The 25,300-nt window shown below is 61.8% G+C and carries 21 protein-coding genes and 1 pseudogene; 8 read left to right on the forward strand and 14 right to left on the reverse strand.

What is annotated here, in order from left to right:
* Nucleotides 1–21 precede the first annotated feature (21 nt).
* The 4 genes from BT264_RS04625 to sctC all read left to right on the forward strand — a co-directional run bounded on the left by BT264_RS04625 (nucleotide 22) and on the right by sctC (nucleotide 4,709).
* Nucleotides 22–573: a type 4 pilus major pilin gene (locus BT264_RS04625; protein ID WP_177318343.1), complete on the forward strand. Its 552-nt coding sequence runs from the start codon at nucleotides 22–24 to the stop codon at nucleotides 571–573.
* Between the two features lie 36 nt (nucleotides 574–609).
* Nucleotides 610–1,089 carry a type IV pilus biogenesis protein PilM gene (gene pilM / locus BT264_RS04630; protein ID WP_072436839.1) on the forward strand — a complete coding sequence of 160 codons (480 nt, stop codon included), beginning with the start codon at nucleotides 610–612 and terminating at the stop codon, nucleotides 1,087–1,089.
* Nucleotides 1,089–2,771 (forward strand): type II secretion system protein, encoded by a 1,683-nt coding sequence (locus BT264_RS04635; protein WP_072436838.1) that lies wholly within the window; start codon nucleotides 1,089–1,091, stop codon nucleotides 2,769–2,771. The genes pilM and BT264_RS04635 overlap by 1 nt, the downstream gene beginning before the upstream one ends.
* A gap of 117 nt (nucleotides 2,772–2,888) precedes the next feature.
* Nucleotides 2,889–4,709 (forward strand): type III secretion system outer membrane ring subunit SctC, encoded by a 1,821-nt coding sequence (gene sctC / locus BT264_RS04640; protein ID WP_072436837.1) that lies wholly within the window; start codon nucleotides 2,889–2,891, stop codon nucleotides 4,707–4,709.
* A gap of 72 nt (nucleotides 4,710–4,781) precedes the next feature.
* Here the strand turns inward: sctC and BT264_RS39535 are convergent, their stop codons facing one another.
* Entirely contained in the window at nucleotides 4,782–4,922 is a 141-nt protein-coding gene (locus tag BT264_RS39535; RefSeq protein WP_371293566.1) for a hypothetical protein, read from the reverse strand.
* Between the two features lie 336 nt (nucleotides 4,923–5,258).
* On the opposite strand from BT264_RS39535, the gene BT264_RS04650 reads away from it, so the two are divergent.
* On the forward strand, nucleotides 5,259–6,128 hold the full coding sequence (locus tag BT264_RS04650; protein ID WP_072436836.1) for a S66 peptidase family protein: 870 nt from the start codon (nucleotides 5,259–5,261) through the stop codon (nucleotides 6,126–6,128).
* Nucleotides 6,129–6,220: 92 nt separating this feature from the next.
* On the opposite strand, the pseudogene BT264_RS37865 reads toward BT264_RS04650, so the two are convergent.
* A pseudogene (locus tag BT264_RS37865) lies at nucleotides 6,221–6,661 on the reverse strand (ISNCY family transposase); the annotation flags it as partial.
* A 186-nt stretch (nucleotides 6,662–6,847) separates the two neighbouring features.
* On the opposite strand from BT264_RS37865, the gene BT264_RS04665 reads away from it, so the two are divergent.
* Nucleotides 6,848–7,597, forward strand: a complete 750-nt coding sequence (locus BT264_RS04665; protein ID WP_072436833.1) for an SDR family NAD(P)-dependent oxidoreductase — start codon at nucleotides 6,848–6,850, stop codon at nucleotides 7,595–7,597.
* 9 nt (nucleotides 7,598–7,606) lie between these two features.
* Here the strand turns inward: BT264_RS04665 and BT264_RS04670 are convergent, their stop codons facing one another.
* From BT264_RS04670 to BT264_RS04705, 8 genes are all read right to left on the reverse strand, one after another.
* Nucleotides 7,607–8,185, reverse strand: a complete 579-nt coding sequence (locus tag BT264_RS04670) for a YbhB/YbcL family Raf kinase inhibitor-like protein (RefSeq protein WP_072436832.1) — start codon at nucleotides 8,183–8,185, stop codon at nucleotides 7,607–7,609.
* A gap of 349 nt (nucleotides 8,186–8,534) precedes the next feature.
* Nucleotides 8,535–9,467 carry an MBL fold metallo-hydrolase gene (locus BT264_RS04675; protein ID WP_072436831.1) on the reverse strand — a complete coding sequence of 311 codons (933 nt, stop codon included), beginning with the start codon at nucleotides 9,465–9,467 and terminating at the stop codon, nucleotides 8,535–8,537.
* Between the two features lie 371 nt (nucleotides 9,468–9,838).
* Entirely contained in the window at nucleotides 9,839–10,243 is a 405-nt protein-coding gene (locus tag BT264_RS04680; RefSeq protein ID WP_072436830.1) for a cupin domain-containing protein, read from the reverse strand.
* A gap of 4 nt (nucleotides 10,244–10,247) precedes the next feature.
* Complete coding sequence (locus tag BT264_RS04685; protein WP_072436829.1) at nucleotides 10,248–10,727, reverse strand: carboxymuconolactone decarboxylase family protein; 480 nt, start codon at nucleotides 10,725–10,727, stop codon at nucleotides 10,248–10,250.
* Between the two features lie 179 nt (nucleotides 10,728–10,906).
* Complete coding sequence (locus BT264_RS04690) at nucleotides 10,907–11,407, reverse strand: Ohr family peroxiredoxin (protein ID WP_072436828.1); 501 nt, start codon at nucleotides 11,405–11,407, stop codon at nucleotides 10,907–10,909.
* 472 nt (nucleotides 11,408–11,879) lie between these two features.
* The gene (locus BT264_RS04695) at nucleotides 11,880–12,881 is read right to left on the reverse strand and encodes a bestrophin family protein (protein ID WP_072436827.1); all 1,002 of its coding nucleotides are present in this window, start codon (nucleotides 12,879–12,881) and stop codon (nucleotides 11,880–11,882) included.
* Between the two features lie 120 nt (nucleotides 12,882–13,001).
* Nucleotides 13,002–13,502 carry an Ohr family peroxiredoxin gene (locus BT264_RS04700; protein ID WP_072436826.1) on the reverse strand — a complete coding sequence of 167 codons (501 nt, stop codon included), beginning with the start codon at nucleotides 13,500–13,502 and terminating at the stop codon, nucleotides 13,002–13,004.
* 310 nt (nucleotides 13,503–13,812) lie between these two features.
* Nucleotides 13,813–15,312 (reverse strand): MocR-like pyridoxine biosynthesis transcription factor PdxR, encoded by a 1,500-nt coding sequence (locus BT264_RS04705; RefSeq protein WP_072436825.1) that lies wholly within the window; start codon nucleotides 15,310–15,312, stop codon nucleotides 13,813–13,815.
* Between the two features lie 205 nt (nucleotides 15,313–15,517).
* Between BT264_RS04705 and BT264_RS04710 the strand changes: the two genes are divergently transcribed.
* Together BT264_RS04710 and BT264_RS04715 are read left to right on the forward strand one after the other, a co-directional pair.
* Entirely contained in the window at nucleotides 15,518–16,261 is a 744-nt protein-coding gene (locus tag BT264_RS04710; protein ID WP_072436824.1) for an SDR family oxidoreductase, read from the forward strand.
* Between the two features lie 82 nt (nucleotides 16,262–16,343).
* Nucleotides 16,344–17,381 carry a LysR family transcriptional regulator gene (locus tag BT264_RS04715; protein ID WP_072436823.1) on the forward strand — a complete coding sequence of 346 codons (1,038 nt, stop codon included), beginning with the start codon at nucleotides 16,344–16,346 and terminating at the stop codon, nucleotides 17,379–17,381.
* 393 nt (nucleotides 17,382–17,774) lie between these two features.
* Here BT264_RS04715 and BT264_RS04720 read toward each other — a convergent pair whose 3' ends face one another.
* From BT264_RS04720 to BT264_RS04735, 4 genes are all read right to left on the reverse strand, one after another.
* Nucleotides 17,775–18,782: an IS110 family RNA-guided transposase gene (locus tag BT264_RS04720; protein WP_072436931.1), complete on the reverse strand. Its 1,008-nt coding sequence runs from the start codon at nucleotides 18,780–18,782 to the stop codon at nucleotides 17,775–17,777.
* 217 nt (nucleotides 18,783–18,999) lie between these two features.
* Nucleotides 19,000–19,344: an immunity protein Imm33 domain-containing protein gene (locus tag BT264_RS04725; protein WP_256260565.1), complete on the reverse strand. Its 345-nt coding sequence runs from the start codon at nucleotides 19,342–19,344 to the stop codon at nucleotides 19,000–19,002.
* Between the two features lie 21 nt (nucleotides 19,345–19,365).
* Nucleotides 19,366–24,015 carry an RHS repeat-associated core domain-containing protein gene (locus BT264_RS04730; protein WP_177318342.1) on the reverse strand — a complete coding sequence of 1,550 codons (4,650 nt, stop codon included), beginning with the start codon at nucleotides 24,013–24,015 and terminating at the stop codon, nucleotides 19,366–19,368.
* Nucleotides 24,016–24,029: 14 nt separating this feature from the next.
* Nucleotides 24,030–25,295, reverse strand: a complete 1,266-nt coding sequence (locus BT264_RS04735; RefSeq protein WP_072436820.1) for a hypothetical protein — start codon at nucleotides 25,293–25,295, stop codon at nucleotides 24,030–24,032.
* Nucleotides 25,296–25,300: the final 5 nt, after the last annotated feature.

Here is a 25,300-nt window from a genome sequence, read left to right on the forward strand (position 1 = left end):
TTCAATTCAGGAGAACACATTATGAAACCACTCGCCAACCCTCCCGCCTATCGACATACACCGGCGTTCTGCCGGAGGCACCGCAAGGAGCGCGGTGCGTCGCTGCTCGAGAGCATCGCGTATCTGGGCGTCGCGGCGATCGTGATCGTCGGCGCGATCGCGCTGCTCGGGTCGGCGTTCTCGAGCGCGAATACGAATCGGCTGACTGAGGATCTGAATGCGATTCAGACGGGCACAAAAAAGCTTTACATGGGGCAGGTGAACAACTACGGCTCGGGTTCGATGAACGCGAATTTGAGTGCGGCGAAGGTGTTTCCGGGGACGCTGACACCGGACGGCAACGGCGGTGTTTCGAATACGTGGGGAGGGACTGTGACCGTGACCGGTGCGAACCAGACTTTCACAGTCACTTACACGCAGGTGCCGAGAGAAGTCTGCGTCAACACGTTGACGGCCGGCGGAAACTGGAAATCGGCGAAGATTGGCGAAAATTCCGTCGATTATCCGGTCTCGCCGAGCGCTGCGACAGGCGCTTGCACCGATAACGCCACCATGATCTGGACGTCGAACTGACGCCACCAGACTCATTCGCCATCACCCACTTCACTTATGTACGCCCTCGCCGCCGCACTGGCCTTCGCGTCGATCGCCGCTGTCTATGCGACGCTGCAAGACCCGTCCGCCATTCCCGCGCTGCAACCGGCGCGCACCGCGCAGGCGCTCGCCGAAAACCTCGCCATCTACCGGCAGGCGACGCTCGACTACGCGCGCGTGCATCCCGGCACGCGCGGCGCGGTGCCGAATACGCGGCTGCCGTTTCCGACGTGGTATCCGGGCGCGAACCCGCTATGGCGCAACTACGTCATGGACGGCACCGTTGTCGCGTATGCGTCGGCGGCGCCGTCCGTCAATATCACCGGCGAAATCACGACGCTCGCCGACGGTTCGCTGTTCGCGGGCGTCGCGTATCGCAATGCGGTCGTGCGCCCCGGCAACGCGAATCCGAACGCGCCGGTGAGCGGCGTGCCGCTGCCAGCCGGGTTGAAAATTGCGAACGGCATGCCGGTCTGGATGGGGCAAGCGTACTGATGCATTTCAAGTCTTCCCGTCGCCGCGCGCGCGGCATCGCGCTGATCGAGGTGCTCGGCGCGCTGGCGATCGCCGCAGTGATGCTCGCCGGCATCGCGATGATGATGGATTCGTCGCTGGACGACGTGCGTGCGGAGCAGGCCGCGCAATACCAGGCGCAGGTGACGGCCGCCGCCACGCGGGCGTTGAAGCGCGATTACGATACCTGGCTGCAGCGCGCGAACAAGCAGACGCCCATCGTGATGAAGCTTGCCGATCTGCAGGCGACGAATGATCTGCCTGCAGCACTTCGGCCAACGAATGCATACGGCCAGAACACGTGCGTACTCGTCAAGCGGAGCGCGCTCGGCACCGGGCTCGACGCGCTGGTCGTGACGACCGGCGGCGAGACGATCGGCGACAAGGAACTCGGGCTCGTCGCCGCGAGTGCGGGGCCGGGTGGCGGTTCGATCAGCAGGGCGTTTCCGAATGAAGTGCGCGGCGCATTCGACGCGTGGCGGATGCCGCTCGGCACGTTTCTCGGCGGCAGCTCGCCAACCTGCGGTCCGAACGGCGCCACGCCGCCGAATGTGGGACACCTCGCGAACGAGATCTTCTTCAACGGCCCGGGCCAGCAGATCAACAGCGATTACCTGTACCGCGTTGGCGTCGGCGGCCATCCGGAGGCGAACGCGATGCAGGTGCCGATCTGGCTCACGCACACGTTCACGGACGGCAACCCCGACGCGGCGAACTGCGGAACGGCCGGCAACTTCACGAACGGCAAGCTTGGCGCGGACGCATTCGGCAATCTGCTGAGCTGCAAGAGTGGCGTGTGGCGCGGCGCTGGCGGCCACTGGAAGGATCCTGTCGAAGAGACCAACGATCTGCCCACCGATGCATCGAACGAGAAAGGCGACGTGCGCCTCACGCTCGACACATTCCGCGCCTATGCGTGGACGGGCGCCGCCTGGCAGGCGCTCGCGGTCGATCAGAACGACAACCTGATCGTGCCCGGCGTCGTTTCCGCGAACCAGTACGAGATCACCGGACGTGTCGTCGTCAACACGCCGTGCGCGCCCGACAAAAATCGTCCAACTGCCGGCCTCATATCGATGGGCCAGGACGGACAAGTGCTGTCATGCCAGGACGGCAAGTGGCTGCCGCAGTCAGGGATCAAGATCGGCGGCACCGACACGGCATGCGCGATCCTGATGGAGACGCCTGGCGCGAGTGATTTTTCATGCGGGTTCACCTACCGTGGCGGGTATCCGAATCCGCCGCTCATCACCTACGAACGGGACGGCACGTACACGTACACGATCGACCGGCCGGTGAAGCTCGACAACAATGGCCTGATTGCGGTGAGCGCATACATGCACATGAGCTATGCGACCTGCGACCTGAAGGGGCGGGAAGGGCAGATGCGCCTGGTCGTCGAAGTCATCGACCGTCAGGGCGACAAGGTGATCGCGCACAACGAGGCGCAGTCGCCGAAATTGCGCGAAGACGCCGCGACGATCAACGTCACGCTGAACGTGGCCGCCGAGCCGCGCAGCGGATACACGGTCAGGCTTTCGAGCAAATGGGCGACGTACGACAGCTACGCGAAGACGCCGTGGACGTCCTCCTATTGCGGCGGCGGCCAGACCTTCCTTCAGACGCCGCTCGCAACCGGCTGGACCATCAATTCGTTCTATTGAACGGACCTTCGCCGCGCGCGGCCGCTGCCGCGCCCGGATGCGGTTAACTGCACGGGTCTCCCATTCGCGGCGCGCGCCTGTCCGACCGACGGCCGCGCGTCCTCACCGGACGGACCCATGAAGGCCAAGATTTCCATTTTGCTGTCCCTGATGTGCTCGCTTGCGAGCCTTTCCGTCGATGCCGCGCCGATCCGCTGGCGCAGCACCGAAATCCAGTACGCGGCGGAAGGCAAGGACGTGAAGGACGTCCTGCGCGACCTCTCCGCGAGCCAGAACATCGCGGCGAACGTCGCGTCCGGCGTGAGCGGCGCCGTCAGCGGCAAGATGAAGATGCCGCCGCAGCGCTTCCTCGACACGCTCTCCGCGTCGTTCGGCTTCGTCTGGTACTACGACGGCACCGTGCTGTACGTGACGCCCGCGAGCGACATGAAGAGCACGCTCGTCAAGCTCGATCACGCGAACATGGGCGACCTGCGGGACCTGCTCGAGCAGATGAAGGTCGCCGATCCGCGCTATCCGGTCACCTACAACGCGCAGCAGCGCACCGCGCTCGTCGCGGGGCCGCCGCGCTACGTCGAGCTCGTGACGAGCGTCGCCGCGCGGCTCGACGAGAATTCCGCGCGCACGGGCGGCACGACGATCCGCGTGTTCTCGCTGAAGCACGCGTGGGCCGCCGACCGCGACGTCAACGTCGACGGCACGACGGTGACGATGCCGGGCGTCGCGTCGCTGCTGAACCGGATGTATCACCCGGGCGGCGGCAAGCGCGCGTCGCAGACGACCGTCGGCAAGCCGATCAGCCGCGCCGCACCGATGACGGATCTCGGCGGCGGGCGCGGCGGCGTGCCGCAATTGCCGCCGCTGCCGCCGTACATGCAGGGCGCACAGTCGGGCGATGGCGCGAGCATGCCGGCCGGCGGCCTCGGCGGTCAGGGCGGCGATCCGCGTCCGAGCGGCATGGTTGCCGCCGCGATCGCCAATCCGGGCGCGGCGCGCGTGTCGGGCGCCGGCTGGCCCGACGCGAGCGGCGGTGCGAACGGCGTACCGGTGGGCGCGAGCGATTCGACCGACCTGCCGGTGATCCAGGCCGATCCGCGCACGAACTCGATTCTCGTGCGCGACGTGCCGGAACACATGGCGCAGTATCCGGACCTGATCGCGCTCCTCGACGTGAAGCCGCGCTTGATCGAGATCGAGGCGCGCATCATCCAGATCGACGAAGGCGCGCTCAAGCAGCTCGGCGTCGACTGGCGCGCGCACAACAGCCATCTCGATCTGCAGACGGGCACGGGGCTCACGTCGCAGAACTCGTATGCGAACGGTTCGCTGAATCCGACATTCGGTTCGATCACGCTGCCTGGCAACGATTCGGTTGGCCTGCCGGCGAGCCCGCTCGGTTTGTCGCTGACGGCCGTGCTCGGCGACGCGGGCCGCTATCTGCTCGCGCGGATCAACGCGCTCGAATCGTCGAACCAGGCGCGCACCGACGCGAGCCCGAAAGTCACGACGCTCGACAACGTCGAAGCGGTGATGGACAACAAGAAGCAGTTCTTCGTGCGCGTCGCGGGCTACACGTCGGCCGACCTGTACAGCATCTCGACGGGCGTGTCGCTGCGCGTGCTGCCGATGGTCGTCGAGGAGGGCGGGCGCACGCAGATCAAGCTCGACGTGCGGATCGTCGACGGCGAGCTGTCGCAGCAAACGGTCGACAACATTCCGGTGATCGTATCGAACGAGATCAACACGCAGGCGTTCATCGAGCAGGGGCAGGCGTTGCTGATCGCCGGCTACAAGGTGGATGCGCGCTCGAGCACGCAATCGGGCATACCGGTGCTGTCGAAGCTGCCGCTCGTCGGCGCGCTGTTCCGCTCGACCGACAGGCAGGACGGCCATAGTGAGCGGCTCTTTCTCGTGACGCCGCGTGTGATCGAGCCTTGAACGGGCGGCAGCCGGCTGCTTCGTGGCGGCCGGCGAGCGTGCGCGTGGGCGGGGTGCCGGCGCGCAATGCGTTCACCGGTCGATCTGCCGGACCGTCAGGCCCAGTCGTTCGGCCGCGCGGCCAGGCCGCAGGCCCAAATCCACTACAGCCTGGATTACCTTCAGACGCTCGAGTTCTCGCATGTTCAATGTCACCAGTGCTGTTCGGTGCATCGCCGGCTCCATGATCTGACGGGGAGCCGGCAAGCTTACCGAGGTCCAAACGCGACATTTCAACTTTGCTGCCACAAACAAAAGAATCGTATCTTGGTACTTGAGGGAGCGTGTTGCGTCGCTTGGTTCTACGCTTCTCTTAGATTTCTAGGCGTAGTACAGGTGGGTTGCTCACAGATTATCGGATTTATTCTCAAGCGGTGCTGGAAGCGAATCGGATTCGCGGACGACGGAGAATGGCATCTCCCCGCGTTCAATGTCGCCTCGCGGGTGTGAGCGGCTCGCGAAGGGTATCAGGTATATTCAGCGGGTTCTTATCCTCACGGTATCCGTTCAATGGAATCAAGACGCAAGACAGTGTGCGTCGTCGCGCCCGCAGGTGTACCCGATCCGCAAGGAATCGAGCGCGGCATCGCGCTCGTCGAAAGCTGGGGCTTCAAGGTCACGACGAGCGCACATCTCGGCAGCCGGTACCGCTATTTCGCCGGTACCGCCGAGGAGCGCGCGGACGATCTGCGGCGCGCCTTGATGGATCCGTCAATCGATATCGTCTGGCTCGCGCGAGGGGGATTCGGTTGCGCGCATCTGCTCGAGCACCTGCCCGACGAGATCGCGACGCCGAAGACGATCGTCGGTTTTTCCGACGCGACGTCACTATTCTGCGCGCTTGCAGACCGGCCCGGCGTGCGCTTGTTGCATGGTCCGACATTCCACAGCCTGGCGACCAAGGTCGACGACGCGACGCGTGCCGACATGCGCGCCGTGCTGACCGGTGGCAAACGCGCCCCGCTGAGCCTGCGGCATTTGTCCGGCGCCCCTGGCGCGGTGCGGGGACGTCTGTGCGGCGGCAACGTGACGGTGCTCGCGAGCGTTGCGGGTACACGCTGGTCGCTTCGCTCACGCGACGCGATCGTACTGCTGGAGGACGTGACGGAATTCGGCTACCGGCTCGACCGCAGCCTGACGCAACTGCGTCTGAGCGGCGCGTTCGACGGGGCCCGCGCGTTCGTGCTCGGGCAATTCATGCGCTGCCCGATCCCGGACGGCGCGGATTTCACGCTCGAGCAGATGCTTGTCGACGTGCTGGGCGGCTTCGGCCTGCCGATCTACTCGGGTCTGCCGATCGGACATGAACACCGCAACATCACTTGGCAATACGGCAACCAGGCTGCCATCGAGAACAGCGCGATCCGGTTCGTCGCGTAGCGTGTCAAAGCCATTTCAAGATGTCGTAGCGCCAGCTAAATGGAAATGTCGTGTTTTCAGGGGTTCAGGATTTGTTTCTCATGGGCTGCAGCTCACGCCGTATCGAAGAGCTGGTCCTGATCGGGCAGGGCGCTTACGCTTACTGCGTTAGTCTTCGCAGACCGTCGGCCAGGTTTGCGAGGTTGATTCTGTGCCTGTCGGTGTTCAGCGAGATCCAAGATTACCTGCTCGACGTCGGCCTGCGTAAATGCACGTTGCTTCCTCGTGCCAACGGGTTGCTTTGAACCGCGCACGGCCTGACCTTGGTTGGTTCGCGACGGCGATTCGGAAGCTCGACGGTTGTCGCGCTGAACCTGAATCGCTTGCGAAACTTGCAGCACGTGGCTCAATCGCTTTTGCTCGATCACTGCACCTTGATCGACTTCCGCCAGCTTGTCGTAAAGCCGGCAAGACAGGACCTTGCCATCGGCTCGGATTTCGATTCGCCCGTCGGGGTACTCCCATACATCGATGTAGCGGTGAATCAGCATGCGCGCTGCTCCGGTGAACGAACCGACCTCGACCGCTCGAACAAAGGCAGATAAGCCGTTCAGGTTCTCAACAGTCATTTGTGCTCATTCGGCAAAACTGATAGTCCCGCTGGATGAGTAGGCTGTCGTCTCACCCAAGGCTAAATTAGCGTTCTACGCGACGTCCGCGTAGAACAACGGAGATTCAAAATGAACAGACTCGAAAACAAAGTCGTCGTCATCACCGGCGGTAATAGCGGCATTGGCTTTGCGATGGCAAAGCTGTTTGTGGCCGAGGGAGCGCATGTACTGATCGTCGGACGGCGTCCGGCCGCGGTAAATGCCGCAGTGTCCGAGATTGGGGATCGGGCAATGGGCCTCACCGGCGACCTCGCCGATCCCGCAACGCATGACCGGGTTGCGTCGTTGATTGCAGAACGGTTCGGTGGCCTCGACATTTACGTCGCCAATGCTGGCGTCAACACGATCACCCGCTCGGATCTAGTCAGTCTCGAAGAGTACGAAGCACAATTCGCCACGAACACCCGGTCGGTATTCTTCGGTGTTCAGAAAGTCGCGTCCCAACTTCGCAACGGAGGCGCCATTCTGTTGACGAGCTCGATAGCGAGTTCGAAAGTATTCGAAGGCCATGCGGCGTATGCCGGTAGTAAAGCAGCCATCGAAGCTTTCGCTCGCAGTTGGGCGCTCGAATTCAAAGAGCGCGGCATCAGGGTCAATGTGATCAGTCCAGGCCCCGTCGACACACCCATTCTTTCCAAGTTGGGTATCGCCGCTGCCGATCGCCCCGCATTCGAGACCGCCGTTGCGGGAAAGATTCCGCTTGGCCGGCTGGGCCATGCAGAAGAGCTGGCTCGTGCCGCACTGTTTCTCGTTAGCGATGAAAGCAGCTTCGTTACCGGCATCAACCTGAACGTCGATGGTGGAATGTCGTTGGCGTGACCGCAACCATCAATCGTTAGTCAAGGCGCGATGATATCTGGCGACGTACTTCGCCTGAGCGATGACTTTCCCGTGCATCTGATAGGCGACGACTGCAGGACTCGCCGCCGGCGCCACGTCAATTTTTGCCACGTCCAGGGCGGACGCCGTCACGACATATCGATGCGACGCTCCCTGAGGCGGGCAGGGCCCACCGTATCTGGATTCGCCAAAGTCCGTCAACGTCTCGACAGCGCCTGCCGGCAGGAGCTTCGGATTGCCGGAAGCGCCTTTTTCGATCGACGACTCCGAAGGCGGAATATTGACGATCTCCCAGTGGGTCCAGCCGAGTCCCCCGGTCGGCGCATCGGGGTCGAAAATTGTCACGACGATGCTCTTCGTGCCGCGCGGAACGTGAGTCCACGAAATGCGCGGCGAAACGTTCTGACCGTGACAGCCAAAACCTCCGTACACGTGTTCGTTCGTAAAGTGTCCGTGACTGAGGTCATCGACCCTGATTGTGAACGGCGCCGCGCTGGCTGTCGCCGGGATGACCGCTAGTGCTGCTGAAGTGCATAGAATCGCGGGAAAAAAAATCCTCGATCGCATGATGTGCTCCGTTGAAGGGTAAGAGTTCAGTACAACGGTATCAACCGTATCGTGTAGCGATTCGCACCGGAAGGCAGATTCGCGAACCACGGTGTTGCCTTCGCTGCAACGTCGTGGCAGGACTTTCAGTCGATTCGATCGTCGCTCGTGCCGGTGAGGTCGAGCGCCGGCATGTACGAGAGCAGCGGCGGCGGGCGCTGAATGAGCGTGCAAGTGCCTTTGAACGAGTGGCCACCGCGCAGACAAGCGATCGTTTACAAAAAACCGCCGCGAGTCATGTGAATTCGCGGCGGTTCTCCGGCAATCGTCAATGCAACCTATACGACTATTGCTGCCAGTCGAGCGTCGATCAGTAGTCCCACTGCACCGGCACGAAACGGAAACCTTCACCGCTCTTTGCAATGTGACCGATGGAGGGGAACGCGACATGCGCCGCGGCCAGCAGTGAGCCGGTTTCAGCCGCTTCGTTGAGCAGCGCGATACGCACGTCGATAGCGCCTTCCGGATCATGCTCGAAGCCATTTTGCCAATCGGGATTGTCGAAGTTGACTTCGAAAATCGCGTCGCCCACGAACGTCAGTTTCTCGCCGTTGGACGCGATGTCCACGACGCAGTGTCCCGGCGTATGACCGCCCGTCACGCGGGCCGACACGCCCGCGGCGACTTCCACGGTCTGATCGAACTGCACGATGTTTTCGCGGTAGAGTTCCACGAACTTTGCAGCAGCCTTGCGCAGCGCGGGAGGTACCGTTTCCGGCATCACCGTCTTGCTGAAGTCTGGGTTTTTCCAGAATTCCATTTCCGTGGCCGACACGTGAATGCGTACGTCGTGGCGCAGCTTGGCCTTGACGCCATTCACGTTCAGTCCACCGACATGATCCATGTGCATATGTGTAATCACGATATCGGTGATCGCCGCCAGGTCGATGCCGGCCGCTTCCAGGCGCATCACCGACCGACCGGCGCGCGAGAAGTATTCGAATCCGTCACCCACGCCCGAGTCGATCAGGATCAGGCGTTCGCCGCTACGCACGAGCGCGATATTCAGCGCCCAGTCGAACATGTCGCGCTGGAGGAAACGACCGTCGAACCATTCGTTGCGGTCGGCTTCGCTCACGTTGGTTGACATGGTGGACGTCGGCAGCGGCAAAACGCCATCGCTAATCAACACGACGTCGACGTCACCCACGCGCACGGCATAGCGGGAAGGCACGAGTTCGCCCGACCCTTCTTTGCCAAGGTTGGCGATAACTGGCTGCACATTGCGGATTGTTTTGCTCATCTTCAATAGTCCTATTGATTAAGTGGAGTAAGCCGCGCAGCACGGCACGGTCAAACAGTACGACCACGAACGTCGCGCGCTTCGTTTTGCTCGCATTTCGAAGGAGCGCGTGACGGATAGTAGTCTTGGATGGTGAGAGTCAGTAGCGTCGCGAATGTGTACATCATGTTGTCCGAACGGCAAAAATCACCGACTGACATGAGAGGCAAAGCGAGCGCCAGTATTACTGCTCAGCCTTTCCACAGAAACGCCTTCGCGCATGACTGGTTTGGCGCGTCCCGCGCAATATAGGTAGTGCGCGATCGCGACGCACTGGCTCGACCAAAACCGGGGAAGCGGCCCGGCGTGGCCGGGCCTCGACAACGATTGCGCTAATTCACGGGCGTGAGGACCGGCGCCCCATTGTTCTTGATCAGGAACACGACGAATCTTGCCGGCTTCGTGCTGCTGGCATTTCGGCCGACCGTGTGTATGTCTTTCGGGCCTTCGTGGAACGTATCGCCGGCATGGAGCGTGACTTCCTTCCCGCCATTCAGGCCCATCACGATGCTGCCGTCCAGCACGTAGACGAATGCGTGCGCGTCGTGACGATGAACGGGATCGACGCTGCCGGGCGGATAATCCACGACGATCATCTCGACCTCCTTGCCCGGATACTCGGGCAACGGCTCCGTGGTCAGCGTTGTAACCGTCGCTTGCGGCGCGGCGGCGGCCGGCTGAACGGGCATCAGCAGCGACAGCGCGAGCGGTGCAAGTGCGAGCATGATGCGTTTCATGTCGTTACTCCAGGTTGGCCTTGTCGAGCCCGAACGTCTTGTCGAACGATCCGGGCACGATGCGGAACGCGACATTCAGCCGGTTCCAGCAGTTGATCGCACCGACGAGGAAGGTCAGATCCGACAGCTCCTTTTCGGAATAGTGGGTACGCACGCGTTCGTAGAGATCATCCGGCACGCCATCCGACGGAAGATGCGTCAGGGCTTCGGTCCATGCGAGCGCGGCGCGTTCGCGCGGCGAAAAGAGCGTCGACTCGCGCCAGATCGCGACGTGATGCATGCGCAGTTCGCGCTCGCCGTGGATCCGGGCCATCTTGACGTGCATGTCGACGCAGAACGCGCAGCCGTTCAGTTGTGATGCGCGAATCTCGACGAGCTCGCGGACCGGCGCTTCGATCGTCGTCTTTTGAAACAACCCGTCGAGCTCGACGAGTTTCTTGGTGAATTCCGGCGATTGCTGAAAGTAGTTGATACGTTGCGTCATGATCCGTTCTCCTGATTGGTGGAAGGGGGTACTGCCGACCCTGCGTATCCCGATTGATCGCACGACCCGCTTGGCAGCCATCGTAATCGCGGGTCCCGCGGGTCAGTAGTACCGGGTGCGTGTGCACTCTGTTGTCGCTTCGGCACCAATCGTTCGCCACGTATGCCGGCGAGATTCAGTCACGCCGACACGGCGAGGACACTGCAGATTCCCTGCCGCGCCATCTTCGTATAGGGGCACAGGCGTTCCGTGTCGCGGACAAGACGTTCCGCGACCTGCCGGTCGATACCCGGCATGCGGACGGTGATATTGGCGATCAGCGCATATCCGCCATCCATCGGATCACGACCGAACGTGACTTCGACGGACACGGTGGCGTCGCGAATATTGATCCGCTCGCGTTGCGCGAGCAGGCTCAGCGCGCCGTGAAAGCACGCGGCGTAGCCGGCGGCAAGAAGCTGTTCGGGATTGGTCCCGCCGCCCGGACCACCGAGTTCGGTCGGCAACCGCAGATCGAGGGCGAGACAGCCGTCGTCGGAGCGCGCGACGCCCGAAGCACGGCCGTGCCCGGATTCGCCTCCGGAGACGGTAACCGTCGTCGTGTAGAGCGGGGCGAATTCCCGCCCCCGGTATTTGTCGAGTAGCGTCAGCGGCGGAGGTTGCAACCTCTCGTTCTCCATACGTCTCCCGGTCTGTAATCGGCGAACGCGAACGTTCGAATCTTGCGTATCCGGACGGTGCGTGGTGTGTCGAAGCACATCGGCGCAAGGGGGCTGGCCTTGCCGGCGAGTCGATTCCATCACCCATCGTTCGAACGATGGCCGACGCGCACTCGCATGCTAGTCAAAGACGCGCCGCCGGACCAGATCGGCTCGGGATGCATGGTGTTGCCCGCTCCGTACCAATACGGTGAGAGCGACGGGTGCCCGGGCGCATGGATTTTTCCACGACTGCGGTGGCGAGACCGATGGGCGCTGGTTGTCGTCGATCATCTTCATCGTGATCGTGCCGCTGGTCTGGCTCACCAAGCCCGCCAGGGGCGGTGGTGGCATGGCGGGCGGCGCGCACTGAACGAGGCCGCCGGGAATCGTACGCAGGTGATCGGACGTGCGCCACCTTCGGCCCGATGCCGGCGAGAAACTGCCCGGTTCCCTATAGCGCAATGATCGTGTGGTCGCACGGATGGTCGGCAGGATCTCCGAGCATTGCTTTCAGATCGCGCTCGATCGTGCCGCACAGCGTCGAAATGGGAACGTCGTTCGCACCGCCTTCGAACGGATTCTCGGTGCTTTCGCCGACCTGGTCGAGCGACGTATACATCCACGACACCGCGACGCTGCATGGCACGACCAGCCATACCATGTTGCCGTGCATGAAGCCGCTCACGCCATCGTTCAGCCGGTTGAATTCGTTCAGAAGACCGAACGGAAGGGACAGGCAGAAGAACCGGACGAACAGCGAGCTGACGGTCGCGTACTGTCGCGGATACGGGAAGTTCTTGAAACGTTCCGATCTCGACTGGAGCGCGATGAAATCCCCGATCGTCTTGTGAAGCTCCATATAGAAGCTCGTATTCAGCCGACCGGCCGCGTGAAGCGTCCTGAGCGCACTGCATTGCAGGTTCAGCACGAATGTCGCGATGGACGCGGAAGAGAGCGCCTGTGCCGTCTCGGACGGCGACAGGTATTTCAGCAACACGTCCCTGATGTCCTGTTCCCACTCCGGAACGCGATAGAACCGGCGGTACTCCGCGTTGTAGAGTTTGCTCGTGCTTTCCCAGACCCGAGGGCGACGCAGTTCGTATCGCTGCGCGGTCAGCCATCCAAGGTGCCGATCGATCAACGTGCGGGAAATCGCTTCGTCGCCGGCAAAATCGCGCGCGATCTGGCCCCAACGACGGCTCTTGCCCACGATTTCGGTCCAGATTTCCAGCGCGTCCGTTGCGTGGTTGTACGTCTGGACATTCTTGAAGCCGACGATGAACGACGTCGCGGTTCCGAGGAGAACCACGATCGTCAGCGGGATCGACAACCATGTGACGCACAGGAACTTGTACAGAATGACCGGCACAGTCCCGAAGACGAAAAGCGCGTAGATGTTCCACCGTGTCCAGATCAGGAACTCCGACAACTTGTACGATTTTCCGAGATGCATTTCATTTGCCTCATCGAGGACTCGGCGCGTCCCCGAATGCGCGGCGCAGCGCCACGCACGACGGAGCAGCAACGAAGGTCTTCAGCGGACAGGTGCCGCTACCGCCCGACGGGCGTCGCGTCAATCAACGACAGTCACGATATTGACGGTGGCTGGTCTGGCCATCTTTGCGTACGGGCACAGGCGCTCCGCGGCTCGAACCAGTTCTTCCGCGATGTCTTGATCGACGCCGGGCATCCGGACGCGGACGTCGACGAGCAATGCATGACCGCCGTCCATCGGATCGCGGCCAAACGAAACCCGCACCTCCACGACCGTATCGGCGGGTTCCATGCCGGCGCGTTGCTCGAGCAGGTTCAGCGCACCGTGAAAGCACGCGGCGAAGCCCGCCGCGAACAATTGCTCGGGGTTGGTCCCATTGCCGGGTCCGCCCAACTCGGTGGGCAGGCGCAGATCGACGGCGAGGTTCCCGTCGTCCGAGCGCACGACGCCGGATGCGCGGCCGTGTCCCGTTTCGCCACCGGACACGGTGACGCTCGTCGTATAGAGCGGCTGGAAATCGCGACCCCGATACCTGTCGAGGAGGGAGAGCGGAGGGGCCTGCAGCTTGTTGTCATTCATGATGCGTGCTCGAGTTCAGCGACGCTTCGATTCCCGGTCGTTCATTTGTCGAAGCGTGTTGCAAAGGGGGGCTGCACGGCCCGGGCAGACGGCATCTTCACGAAAGGTGGAGCGAACGATCGTATGCGGAGCGTGGCGATCTTCCGGTGCAGCCCGAATCCAGGTTCGTCCACGGAGAAGGGCGCCCCCATGCTAGCGGAGCGCACCGTGCGACGGTATGGCCGTCGCGGGCGATTCAATGTTTCCCGTCGGACACCAATCGGGGCCGTGACGCAGGACTGTGACACCCCACCCGGCTGCGGCCCGCGCGTCAGCGGCCGACGCAGGCGCGCAGCGTTGTCGCGTGACGCTGCGCTTCGTCCGCGTCGACGATGTTCGCGAACCCGATGATGAGGCCGCGCGGCGTGAGCTGCGTGTGGCTGTTCGCATACCAGATCGACAGCGGCACGACCGCGAGCCCGGCGTCGCGCGCGCGTGCGGCGACGGCGACGTCGTCGACCGGCCCATCGGGCCCGTCGGTGAATCGCACCGCGAACTGGATGCCGCCCACCGGCAATTCGACGATCAGCCGCTCGCCGAACGCCTGACGCAATGCATGCACGATCAGCATGCGGCGCTCGCCGTACAGCGCGCGCATGCGCTTCAGATGGCGGGCAAAGTGCCCCTGTTCGATGAAATCGGCCAGCGCCGCCTGCAGGAGCGGCGGCGACCCGGCATTCATGCTGCACGCCACGCGTTCGACGCGCTCCACGGCGCGCTCCGGCACGACCGCGTAGGCGAGCCGCAAACCGGGGTACATCGCCTTGCTGAAGGTACTGCAATAGATCACGCGATCGCGCCGGTCGAGACTCTTCAACGCGGGCAGCGGGCGGCCGAGATAGCGGAACTCGCTGTCGTAGTCGTCCTCGACGATCCACCCCGACATTTTTTCGGCCCAGTCGAGCAGCGCGATGCGGCGGGACAGCGACAGCGTATGCCCGAGCGGGCTCTGATGCGACGGCGTCACCAGCGCGAAGCGTGCCTGCGCGTCCAGCTGCATGCCGCGTTCGACGTCGATCCCGTCGGCGTCCACCGGCACGGGGACGAGTTGTACGCCGGTCTCGGACAGGAACCCGCGTGCGAGCAGATAGCCGGGATCCTCGAACCACACGCGCTCGTCTGCCCGTGCGAGGCTGCGCAGTATGAGTTCCAGCGTGGCGCGGTAGCCGCCGGTGACGAACACCTGTTCCGGCACGCAGGTGACGCCGCGCGACAGCGTCAGATAGGTGGCGATGTGTTCGCGCAGCGGCCGGTAACCGGCCGGATTCGGGTAGCCGAGCAGTGCGCGTTCGCTGCTGCGCGCGCGCTGCGACACGAGCCGGTGCCAGACCTTGCGCGGAAATGCGTCGAGCGCCGGGAGCCCGGGTTGCAGCGGGCGCGGCTCGCCGCTCAGCGCGACGGCGATCGGCTGCGCTCGGCGTGGCGGCGGGGTGTCGTTCGATCCGACTGACGCACGTTGCGGGTCGGCGTGTTCGGCGGGGGCGGGCGGCGGCTGCGTCAGCGAGACCGGGAGGGACGGCGAGACGAATGTGCCTGCCGCGCCGCGCATTTGCAGATAGCCCTCGTCGACCAGGATCGTGTAGGCCTGTTCGACCGTGCCGCGCGCCGTATTCAGTTGCGTCGCCAGGCCGCGCAGCGCGGGCACGCGATCGCCGGGGCGCAGATGACCGGCGGCGATCGCGGCCTTGAACCGCTCGCAAATCTGCAGATAGACGGGCAACTGGTGTTGCCGGTCGATTTCGATGGCCAGCGGGGGCGTTTGCGCAGACATCACGGTCTCTCGGGTAGCGCGAACAGGACGGGAACAGATGCGGTATGGACCAGTCCGATCGACGATTCTTGGCACTTATGGATAGGACATGATTCTTCCACAATTGCGGCACGTCATGCGACGGCCATGACCGCCTTTCAACAGATCCGACGCCGTCGCGTACCCCTCGCAGTCCAATGCAATCCATTCGTCAGGAGATTTTGCGATGAAGATCGTTGTCATCGGTGGTTCGGGCCTGATCGGCTCGCGTGTCGTCGCGCTGCTCGGCGAGGCCGGCCATCATGCGCTGGCTGCCTCGCCGCGCACCGGCGTCAATACCATCACGGGCGAAGGCCTGGCTGACGCATTGACGGGCGCGGACGTCGTCGTGGACGTGGCGAATGCGCCGTCATGGGAGCCGCAGGCGGTGCTGGACTTCTTCCGCACGTCGGCACGCAATCTCGGCAAGGCGGAAGTGGCCGCCGGCGTGCGCCACCATGTCGCGTTGTCGATCGTCGGCTGCGACCGCATGCCGGGGAACGGTTATTTCGCGGCGAAGGTCGCGCAGGAACAGGCGATCGAAGCGGCGGGCGTTCCGTACACCATCGTTCGCGCGACGCAATTCATGGAATTCATCGGCGGCATCGCGGATGCCGGCACGGTAGACGGCACGATCCGCATCGGCGACGGCCTGTTTCAGCCGATCGCTGCGGAAGACGTGTCGGCGCTCGTCGTGCAGGTCGCGCTCGCCGGGCCGCGGAACGGCACGGTCGAGATCGCGGGCCCGGATCGCGCGCCGTTCGCGGAGATCGTCGCACGGTATCTGAAATCGGTCGGCGATACGCGTACGGTGGTGACCGATCGCGACGCCCGTTACTACGGCGGCCGCGTCGAGGAGAAATCGCTGGTGCCGCTTGGGAGTGCGCGACTCGGCCGCATCGGTCTCGACCAGTGGCTCGCAAGAAGCTGATTCGCGTTCGCACGTGCAGCGGTTCGCCGGCGCACGCCGGTAACGGGCAATCGGAGTGAGCGACATGTCTGAGGAAGCGGAAATGAATCATTCGGAACCATCGGAGCACGGCGTTCGTCGCGACCTGACCGGTCGCGCCGATGCACTGTCCGCGAGCTTCGGTGCGAGCTATGCAGGCATCCTTGCCTTCGTTGCAGTGGCGAGCGAGGGAAGCTTCACAAAGGCCGCCGAACGGCTCGGCGTCGGACGGCCGGCCGTGAGCCGGAATGTCCAGAAGCTCGAAGCGCAGTTAAGTACGCGGCTGTTCCAGCGGACCACGCGCATGACCGAGCTGACGTGCGAAGGCCAGCGATTCTTCGAGAACTGCCGCCAGGGCGTCGCGCAGATCGTCGAGGCCATGAACGACATGCTGGAACTGCGGCAGGGGCCGCCGCGCGGCCTGATCCGTATTAGCTCGGCGGTGGGGTTTGGCCGGAAAATCGTTGCGCCGTTGCTGGAAACGTTTGCGCAGGCGTACCCCGACATCGTCTTCGACCTGCTGCTCGACGACCGGCCGATCGACCTGGTGTCGGAACGGATCGACGTGGCGTTTCGCAATGGCCGCATCGAGGACTCCAGCATCATTGCGCGGCAACTGATTCCGATGCAGATGGCGCTTTGCGCAGCACCATCGTACGTGGCGAGGCACGGGCTCCCGCAGAGCCTGGAGGATCTCGACCGGCACGAGTGCATCAACTTCCGTTTTGCGAGCGGCCGTATCTTCGAATGGGAATTCAACGTCGAAGGCCGAGTACAAAAGTACTTGCCGACGTCCCGCCTCACGTTCAATGACGCGGATCTGGTGTTGCAGGCGGTTCTACGCGGAGCGGGTATCGCGCAGATGGCGGGCTATCAGATTCGCGACCACCTTGCATCGAACGAGCTCGTAGTCGCGCTGGCGAAGTATTTGCCGGAAGATCGCGGTCACTACATCTGCTATCTCAGTCGGCAACATCTGCCGACACGCATTCGTATCTTCGTCGACTTCATGACCGAGCAGATACGCGCACTTGACCTGAACTGCATGACCCGTTTCAACCCGGATGTCACGGATGAATCATCGCCGGCATTAGCTGCTTGAAGGATCCAGGAAGGAAGACGTTGAGGGCGCGCGATTGACCTGTCGAGCATCGGGTGCGGGTGAGCAGACGGATGTTGAGACCGCGTCAGGCAGTGGTGACCCAGCGGCCGGTCAGCTTACGCGACACGAACACGACATTTCTTATATGGTCGCCTCCCATTTGCAAGGTGATTTTTGATCGTGGCGAGGAGGGTGGTTGCGGACTTATATCCGGACTCGATCGCAGGACGTGCCTGCCGGCCCCGATGGATTTCGCCGCAAGGTTCCTAATCTAAATAGCGGACTCGAGGTCCGAGAAATGTCTCAGGCTTGCCCTTGCGCGGTCCAACCTGTCTTGCCATCTTTCAGCATCACCTGTGCAACCGTGGATGGGTTAAAGGGATTGAAGCTTGACTACTGCGACGGTGCTGCCTCATACGTTCGGCCATACGCCAGCAGCGCCCAGATTGTTCGCGCCATCTTGTTTGCGAGTGCAACAGCAACGACGTTCGTTGGTCGTCGGGACAGCATCTGACGCAAACGCTCCGGCAAGTGCTTTGAGCTCGAGATGACCGATCGCGCGCCGTGGATCAGCAGCGTCCGCAAATAAACGTCACCGCGTTTGCTGATCCCACTGAGCTTGATTTTGCCTCCCGAGCCGTTTTGCCGCGGCACGAGACCGAGATAGGCGGCAAACTCCCGCCCCGAGCGAAACGTTCTTGCCTGTCCAATGACCGAAACCGCGGCAGTTGCCGTGAGCACGCCCACGCCCGGAATCTCAGAGATGCGCAGGCATGCGTCGTCATTGCGACGCCAATTGAGAATGCGTTGCTCGATCCGAGCAATCTGCTCATCGAGCGCACGGAGTCGCGAAAGCTGATCCTGCAGGCTGTCTAGCAGCATGGCCGGCAACTCGTCGGCCAGTGACGCCAGCGCGGCTTTGGCGGCGTCGACCGATGCACGACGGCCTTGAGGCAACACGACGCCGAACTCGTAGAGCAATCCGCGAAGTTGGTTGACCTGCATGACGCGAATCCGGACCAGTTGCTGGCGTATCCGGTGCATCGCCAGCATGGCCTGCTGGTCTTCGGTCTTAACGGCCACGAACCGCATGCCGGGACGCTGGGCAGCCTCCCAGATCGCCGCGGCGTCAGCCGCATCATTCTTGTTTGACTTCACGAACGGCCGCACAAACTGAGCTGCGATGAGCCGCACGTCGTGGCCGAGCCGCGCCAGGACCCGGGCCCAATGATGAGCGCTGCCGCAGGCCTCCATAACGACGTGGCTCGCCGGCCGGTTGGCGAAGAACGGCAGCATCTGGGCACGCTTGAGCACCTTGCTGTGAATCGTGCCGTCCGGGTCCACAAAGTGAATCTGAAAAACGCGCTTGGCTAGATCGATGGCAATGGTCGTGGGTTCCATCTGGTTCTCCTTGTCGGCTAGGCTGCCGAACCAGCAATGTCGCATGCTCTGGACGCGAGATTGCGGCGCCGGACGGCCCGTTAAGGCGGGAGGCGACCATTCCATCTAAAAAGCTACTACACCCAAAAATTCGATAATTCACGTTATGTAAAATCAAAATTGCACGCAAACCGAGTTGCGACGATCATTGACCCGGCGGTCGACTACCGCGACGATTTCAGGCCGGCTCCTGCCACACATCTTCGTATCCTTGATCGTCGATGATGAAATGTGTGCCCGGCGGTAACGCGAGATATTTGATGACGAGCGGCAGCATTTGTTGAAGATGCTCCGTATGTATCGGCTGATAGAAATCGTCGGCGTCCGAGTATTCACCACAATGAAAGTACCAACTGATATTGTCTCCCGCACCGCGTTCAACGCGCGTGCCATAGACAGGCATCTGACCCAAAGTCGAGGTCGCGAAGGCGACCATGTCCTCCACGGGTTCGCGGCGCAACCCATATCGTTCGCATACTTCGCGCTGCATTACCGCAATCGCTGCTTCGTGTCGTGATTCCATCTTCCTCTTCCGGATGTGCGTTCAGATACCGAGAATCTTGTTCATTGCTTTCGAAAATGCCGATGCCTTGCCCCCTTGGGATGGCGAGCAAGTGGGGCAATGTGGTTGCACTGCGGCAACTGACGATTGCACGCTGACGTCGTTGGCGCCGGTTCGATAATACTCGACCACAAGTGCATCGATATGGTCCGCAATCATCCTGGGCTTCGTCTGGCCACACTCCGCGCATGGTTTGCCTTGTACCGCCCTCGTTTGTGCTGGGGTTGGTCCGCATTTTGAATTGCGCGAGTATGGCGTCGTGATGCCGGACTTGGGTTTGAACAAGGTCCTATCAGGGATACCCAGGGCGACGATCGGGACCGTATTCCCCTGTCCGTCAATGGTGTTCGCAAGACCATAGGGGTCGACCCAGGAGGCAGGATTCGGAGCATATTGATAGAGGGTTGGACCGCCCTCGATCCGGCTCGGGTCCTGACTGATGAATTGCCCGATTTCATGGTCAAAATACCGATATCGGTTGTAGCAGAAACCGGTTTCTTCGTCGTAGTACTGTCCTTGAAGACGAATGGGCTGATCAAGATTCGTTCTGTCTTTCCCCTGTATCGGGGCATCGCTTGTCCATGTGGCGTAACTCACTTCCCACGCGACGTCGCCATGTTCATCGACCAGGCGGACTGGTGCGCCGTTCGGGTCATTGTGAAAGAAGTAGACTGTGCCACGAGGATGATAGGACTGCGACCGATCAGCTGTGTCGATTTGCGTGGCGTAGTCTGGAACCAGCGCAGGCGGTCGCGACCGTTTTCGTAAAGGCTCGTCTGTCTCGCCTGGATATTCGTCTTGTCGCGTCGTGCGCCCTATATCAACGTTGGAGTTCCGATGAACCATTGCGATCGGACGAAATGTGTCCGGATAATAGATCCAGTCCCGTACGTCCTGACGAGTTGGCGCGTCGCGCATGCCCGGTTGGACCATGCCGGGGCGACACGCGGCTTGCTCGGCTTCTGGTGTGATCTCGTCCGTCGTTTCGGCATCGAACCGTAATTCGCTGGCGAGCATATCGCCGTCCCAGAAGAATCGATGGACACACGTTCGGCTGACTTCGCGCCGCAGTGTCGACGTGATTTTCCTGGTTCGTCGCTGGAAAGCGTCGTATTCGTACCGCACGCGAATACGACAATCGTGACTGCGGTTGCTTTTTCCTGAGTGCCGGGTCGCTAGCGTCTCGGTCAATTGCCCTGCGGCGTCCCATCGAAGCGCAATATCCTGTTCCGCATCTTGCTTGTGCGTGAGATTGCCCGCTCTGTCGAACACGTAGCGACTGTCGCCGTGCCACCCTTCGCGCAACCATGTGCGCGACGTCGAACTGTTCTGGATAGCGCCCGTCAGAAAATTCTTGGTGCGCAGCAGATTTCCGGCGGGATCGTACAGAAAACGACGTACCGTACCCGCGGGATCGATATGCGCAACGACGTTTCCGACCGGGTCGTATTGAAACCGCTCTATACCCGACCGGGAATCGCGTCGCTCGATCAGATCGCCGTTCGCGTTATACGCATACTCGATTGCGAACATTTCCCCGGTCTCGGCAAGCAGCGATTGCCGAGACAAACGCCCTCTTGCTTCATACGACATCTCGCGGCGGAGAACATCGCCCAGGCGTTCGTCGCGGATTTGACCAAGCGCATCCCGTTCGATAACGATCGGCGCGTGTCCGTCGATCTCGATTCGGACGACGGCATTCAATGCGTTGTAGCCGTAACGAATCGATTGCTCGACGGGTTTGCCACCGGAAACGAGATGTGTTTTTCGTTCGACGCGATTACCGGCAGCGTCGTATCGATTGAAAAGCCTGAAGTTGTTACCCTGTCGTTCTTCGATCAGCTGGCCGTCGCAGTCATATCTGAACTGAAGGATCACGGATGGGTTTGATGCGCGGACAAGATCCCCATGTTCGTCGTAATGAAAGCAATCCGTACGAAATCCGTTCTGCTGGTCCGGATCGGGAATGCGTTTCTCGACGATTCGCCCCACTCTGTCATATCGATAGTGGATTGTTTGACCGAGAGGGTTGATCGAGCGTAGGAGTTCACCGGTCTGGCCGTATTCGTAGCGGCGTGACTGCCCCCAATAGTCGATTTCTTCGACTATTCTTCCTAGCGCGTCGCGCTTGATCAGGTAGCGCTCTCCTCGCTCGTTGACAACCTCGACAAGTTGTCCTTCAGGATCGTAGTGATACTGGACTTCGGTGCCATCCGGCTGAATACGCTTAGCGATCTCACCAAGCGTTGTATAGGTTAGGCGTATCACATGGCCGGCCGGATCGTGATACCGCACCAGATTGCCATCTGCGTCGTAGGTACAGTGGGTTTCACGTCCGTCGGATTCGATGGCTCGCACGAGCCTGCCGCATGGATCGCGTTCGTATCGGTTTTCATGTCCGGCTGCATCGACAGTGCCAACGACGTATCCACGCGCGTCACGCTCGTATTGCGTGGCGTTCCCAAGCGCATCGATTATTGAAGTGAGATTGCCATGACGGTCGTAACCGAATGTCGTCGCATCGCCGTTCGGTCCGGTCCAGGATGTGATGCGACCATGACTGTCGTACTCGTATCTGGATATCGCTCGGGATGGGGTGATGTAAGAGAGAAGGCGTCCGCGTGAATCCCATTCGTATTGCCACTGGCGCCCCCCCGGGGCGGTGACGAACCGGGGCTTGTGATTCGCATCATATTCGGTTCGGACAGCCTGACCGTCCGGCATGAATTGCGCGGTCAGATTGCCGTGCACGTCGTATTCCCATCGAGACGTACGGCCCATCGGGTCCGTCTCGGTACTGGTTCGCCCATGGGCGTCGTAACCGTAGCTGGTTATGCCTCCGAGTACGTCGATCTCGGCGATCGGAACGTGACGCCCGTTCATCTGGATGACGGCGACGTGTCCGATGGAATCGGTAATGCGCGTTTCGTATCGGTCGAGATCGTAGGCGAAGCGGTAATCAAGCACGCCCTCATCGCCCCATGCGTGATCGACACGCCATATGCCGTCGCTACCTTGCAGATAGCTGTAATGGAACGAAACGCCGCGTGCGCTCGTATGCCCGGTCATTCGATTGCCGTTCTCGTAGTTGAAAGGGCACGAGTTGCGAATGGCGTCGAGTGCTGCGACCAGATTCAATTCGCGATCGTATTCGTACCCCGCGAGCGGATATGCATGCATGTCGGCATCGATTAGCGTCATCGACGTCGTTAACGCTACATCCGAGACGATACTGGATTCGCATTCGATGCATCGTCCGCTTGGACCCTCGACGTCATGTTCAAGTACTCGCGAAAGATGACCTGAAGGCTTGCGCTCGAACAGCCACGCGTGACCATGGAGATCGCCGATCCAGTCGAGCATCAGCGTTAGCGCGGGCGTGTTGGCTAGGCTGCCGACAGCCGCGTCCCACGATTGCGGTAACGAGAACCCGTATTCGATGCCTTCGCCCGTTCTCAGTACCAGTTGATTGTCGCGGGAATACAGTGCATAGCCGTATTGCCAATCGTAGACCCGCGTCGACCACCCCTCATGCCTGGGAACTTCATCGAATGCCGTGGCGTGATCGACGAAGTAGACGGCTGCCCCGATGCCGTCGTCGCGCGAAACGAGATTCAATTGAATGTCTGCTGGCGTACTCCATCCGACGCCAATGGTACCGAGGCGCCGGTCGCTGCTCGCATAACGCCGGTTCCATTCGAGAGGAAGATGTCCGGTGACAGTGAAGTCGTGCTGCGCAACGATGACTTCTCCTGTCGTGACGTCCACCGGTTCCGCATGCAGGATGTTGCATTTCAGAAAACCCGGCTTGAGATTCAGCTTGTCCGCGAGCTTCTTCGCCCACTTCGACCCCTGAAACGCCTTGAACAGCCCCTTCGCCGCCGCAGCCATATTCAACACCGGCGGCCCGCCGACCATCACCGGCCTTCCCGCCGGAATCGGCAGCATCACCGAACTCGGCATCGACGGATAAGTCCGCTCCGTATGCGCGCTGTTGTGCCCCGGCGGCTCCATGCCAACCGACCAGCAGCTCAGCGCCGGCAGTGCCATGAACGACATCGGATCGTTGTTGGCCAGTACCGTCCGGCTGCCCATGTACGACTCCGCGTCGTCCGACGGCATGGGATCCGGCGCCGGCGGAGGTGCGAACGACTCCCCGAGTGGAAAATGCAGCCCCGGAACGTGATACGAATGCGTCCCGACTGTGGCCCGCATCAAGCCGTTCACGAATATCGGCCTGCCGGCGGCTCCACCCATTCCGACGCCTGCGCCGAGCACGCTTCCAATGCTGTTCCGTAGTGCCGCGGCTTGCTGTTCGAGTTTCAGCCCCTCCTCGACGATCGAGTTGTCCTGGATATCCGTCAGTTTTCCCGACGTGAACGCTGCCGCATCGTCGAGCTTCTTCACGACATCCGGATGGTCCTCGAGATACTCGGTCACCTTCTCCTGAACAATCGCCATCGCGATGCTGCCAACGACGCCCTTCGCCGCCTCGACATACTCCCGCAGGTCGAGCATGAACCCGACGTGGGGATGCGGTAGAAACACCGGCGTCGGGCTAGGTGCAACCAACACCGAATGAACGTCGATGCCAACGACGGGATCCAGATGCTTGACGGCCAGTAGTCCCACGTCATCCTCCCCGCTCAGCGCCCACCGCGCAACGCGGCGACCTTCTCGCTGAGCGCGTTGCGCCGCCGGTCTTGCACACCCAACTGCGAAATCATCCACTCGACAACCATCGGCAGATTACTTTTCGCCCGCATCGGTTCGTCGACCATCAATCCCGCATCGAGCGCATTGAACCCCGCCTCGAGCGCATGCTCTCGCTCTCCTGCCCGCTCCCAGCACACGGCGCTCATGCGCCACGCCTCGACGGTCATCAGCCCGTCTTTTGCAGCCGTGGTCGACGCCGCTGCGCGTTCATAGCAATACGCCGAGTGAGCGTAATCCTTGTGCGTCAGATGCACGCTCGCCTCGCCGAACAGCCCGTTAGCAACAAGCTTGTGCCCTGCCGGATGCCCTGCCTCGACCGCGAGCATGCCGCTGCTGGCGGCGCTCCGGTACGCTTCTATCGCACGCTCGCGATCGCGCCACTTCAGATACGCCGCACCTGCGATCAAATGCACGACAACGCACTGGTCGAACCACTGCTCGCGTTGAGCTACCTTCAGCGCCGCCGCACGCAATTCTTCGAGCCGAACCGGATTACCGCCTTCAATCACCTCGGTCAGCATCACGAAATGTCGTCTAAACTCACCACTCGGCCCGCGCTCGCCCGACTCCGCCAGCAATTCGCGCGGCACGCTCGCCATCGAATACTTGCCTTGTACAACGCGCACCGCGGCGCGATGCCGTTGCATCAAGGCTTCAAACGGCGCGATATCGATGCGCGGCACCACAAAACGCACGCGCTCGCCAAGCTGCGGCGCGACCGCCATGATCGTCAGCAAGCCATCCATCCACTGCACCCATGCCGCGTCATCCCGCACTTTCGCCGGCTCCAGCACGAAGACCATCGCCGGGAAAATATCCGGATGGTGCTGCATCAGGCTGTCGGCAACCGTGAACAGATACAGCAAAGGATTCTTCCCATCGTCGTACGGCGCTTGCCAATCCGCCCGCACACCTTGCGCAGCGGACCCCTCACGCCGACTGTCGTAGAACGCAATAAGCTCGTCCGTCAGCGCCTTCGCATACCCTGCTTCATTGACGAACGACGCCCGCATCGTCCTTACCGCACACGAAGTTTCATCCTGGACCTGAAAATACAGCCGCACGAGTTCCGCATCCGTCTCGTCGGTCTGCCATATCATCAATCGCGCGTCGCGTTCCTTCGCGAAACTCATCCAGTCCGTATGCGCATCCATGAACCTGCGCTCCACCGGATTGGTCGGCTGCCAGTTCTGCATTCGTG

The sequence above is a fragment of the Burkholderia sp. NFPP32 genome, from assembly GCF_900119325.1.
Classification (GTDB): domain Bacteria; phylum Pseudomonadota; class Gammaproteobacteria; order Burkholderiales; family Burkholderiaceae; genus Burkholderia; species Burkholderia pyrrocinia_C.